The sequence below is a fragment of the Geodermatophilus amargosae genome, from assembly GCF_900116515.1.
GTDB lineage: Bacteria > Actinomycetota > Actinomycetes > Mycobacteriales > Geodermatophilaceae > Geodermatophilus > Geodermatophilus amargosae.
This window is the reverse complement of the sequence record NZ_FPBA01000057.1, coordinates 1-2,500: the sequence shown is the minus strand read 5'-3', so window position 1 is coordinate 2,500 and position 2,500 is coordinate 1. Positions and strand designations below refer to the sequence as shown.

The 2,500-nt window shown below is 61.0% G+C and carries 1 rRNA gene; it reads left to right on the top strand.

The features are described 5' to 3' along the window. Nucleotides 1-348: 348 nt before the first annotated feature. A 23S ribosomal RNA gene (locus BM414_RS28055) occupies nt 349-2,500 on the top strand; the annotation flags it as partial.

Sequence of the window (2,500 nt, the reverse complement as noted above, 5' to 3'; positions counted from 1 at the left end):
CGTGGGGTGGTGTGGACCGGAGTCGGTGGGGAGCACCGGGGTCGTAGGCACGCTGTTGGGTCCTGAGGGAGCGGACTCCCTGTCATCCCTGGCCTGCGGGCCGGGGGGTGGTGGTGGATCGGTTCACCTCGTCCGGGGCCTCCTGGATCCCACACCGCCGCGCTGCACAGCGCGGGCTGGTGGGGTCGTCTGTGGGGGTGACTGGTTGGTCGTTGAGAACTGCACAGTGGACGCGAGCATCTTTTGATCTCTGTTTTGCAGAGTTTGCTTGTAGGTTCCCGCCTCATCGTTGGTCGTTCTGGTCCTCTTCGGAGGGCGGGAAGACCTTGGGTGGGGTGGGTTTTGTGTGGCCAAGATGTTGAGGGCACACGGTGGATGCCTGGGCACCAGGAGCCGATGAAGGACGTGGGAGGCTGCGATAAGCCTCGGGGAGCTGCCAACCGAGCGTTGATCCGAGGGTGTCCGAATGGGGAAACCCCGCACCAGTCATGTGGTGTGACCCGCGCCTGAACACATAGGGCGTGTGGAGGGAACGTGGGGAAGTGAAACATCTCAGTACCCACAGGAAGAGAAAACAACCGTGATTCCGTGAGTAGTGGCGAGCGAAAGCGGATGAGGCTAAACCGTTTCCATGTGATACCCGGCAGGGGTTGTGGAGGCGGGGTCGTGGGACCGTGCGTGTCAGTTCTGCCGGACTGGCGGGGAGTCAGAAAAGACCGTGGTTAGGGGAAGGCCTCTGGAAGGGGTCGCCGTAGAGGGTGAGAGCCCCGTACCCGAAAGCCTGGTCTCTCTCAGTTGCGTGTTCCCAAGTAGCACCGAGCCCGTGAAATTCGGTGTGAATCTGGCGGGACCACCCGCTAAGCCTGAATACTCCCTGGTGACCGATAGCGGACGAGTACCGTGAGGGAAAGGTGAAAAGTACCCCGGGAGGGGAGTGAAATAGTACCTGAAACCGTGTGCCTACAAGCCGTCAGAGCCGCGAATCTCACGCCTCGTGCGTGGGCGGTGATGGCGTGCCTTTTGAAGAATGAGCCTGCGAGTTAGCGGTACGTGGCGAGGTTAACCCGTGGGGGGTAGCCGTAGCGAGAGCGAGTCCGAACAGGGCGAACACTAGTCGCGTGCTCTAGACCCGAAGCCGGGTGATCTACCCATGGCCAGGTTGAAGCGCGGGTAAGACCGCGTGGAGGACCGAACCCACCAGGGTTGAAAACCTGGGGGATGAGCTGTGGGTAGGGGTGAAAGGCCAATCAAACCCGGTGATAGCTGGTTCTCCCCGAAATGCATTTAGGTGCAGCGTCGCGTGTTTCTTGCCGGAGGTAGAGCACTGGATGGCCGATGGGCCCCACAAGGTTACTGACGTCAACCAAACTCCGAATGCCGGTAAGTGAGAGCGCGGCAGTGAGACTGCGGGCGATAAGGTTCGTAGTCGAGAGGGAAACAGCCCAGATCATCGGCTAAGGCCCCTAAGCGTGTGCTAAGTGGAAAAGGATGTGGGATCGCAGAGACAACCAGGAGGTTGGCTTAGAAGCAGCCACCCTTGAAAGAGTGCGTAATAGCTCACTGGTCAAGTGGTTCCGCGCCGACAATGTAGCGGGGCTCAAGCACACCGCCGAAGCCGTGGCATTCACGCGTCAGCCCGCCGGTTCTCCTCGTGAGGGCCGGCCAGGTGTGTGGATGGGTAGGGGAGCGTCGTGTGGCGGGTGAAGCGGCGGAGGAATCCAGCCGTGGACGCCACGCGAGTGAGAATGCAGGCATGAGTAGCGAGAGGGGAGTGAGAAACTCCCCCGCCGGAAGACCAAGGGTTCCTGGGCCAGGCTAATCCGCCCAGGGTGAGTCGGGACCTAAGGCGAGGCCGACAGGCGTAGTCGATGGACAACGGGTTGATATTCCCGTACCCGCGAAGGAACGCCCATGCTGAACCCAGCGATGCTGACCCACCGAAACCGCTCTCATCTTTCGAGGTGGGGGTGGGAGTAGCTGGGGACCCGGACTGGTAGTAGGCAAGCGATGGGGTGACGCAGGAAGGTAGTCGGGCCGGTGAGTGGTAGTACCGGTGCAAGGGTGTGGCCCGCGGCGTAGGCAAATCCGCGCCGCACGTGGGTGAGGCCTGACGCATAGCCGAATGAGGCGAATCCGATGATCCTATGCTGCCGAGAAAAGCCTCTAGCGAGTTCCGAGCGGCCCGTACCCCAAACCAACTCAGGTGGTCAGGTAGAGAATACCAAGGCGATCGAGCGAACTGTGGTTAAGGAACTCGGCAAAATGCCCCCGTAACTTCGGGAGAAGGGGGGCCGTTCATCGTGAACCGCCGTGCGCGGGGCAGCGGTGGGCGGCCGCAGAGACCAGTGAGAAGCGACTGTTTACTAAAAACACAGGTCCGTGCGAAGTCGTAAGACGATGTATACGGACTGACGCCTGCCCGGTGCTGGAACGTTAAGGGGACGGGTTAGTCACATCTGTGGCGAAGCTCAGAACTCAAGCGCCAGTAAACGGCGGTGGT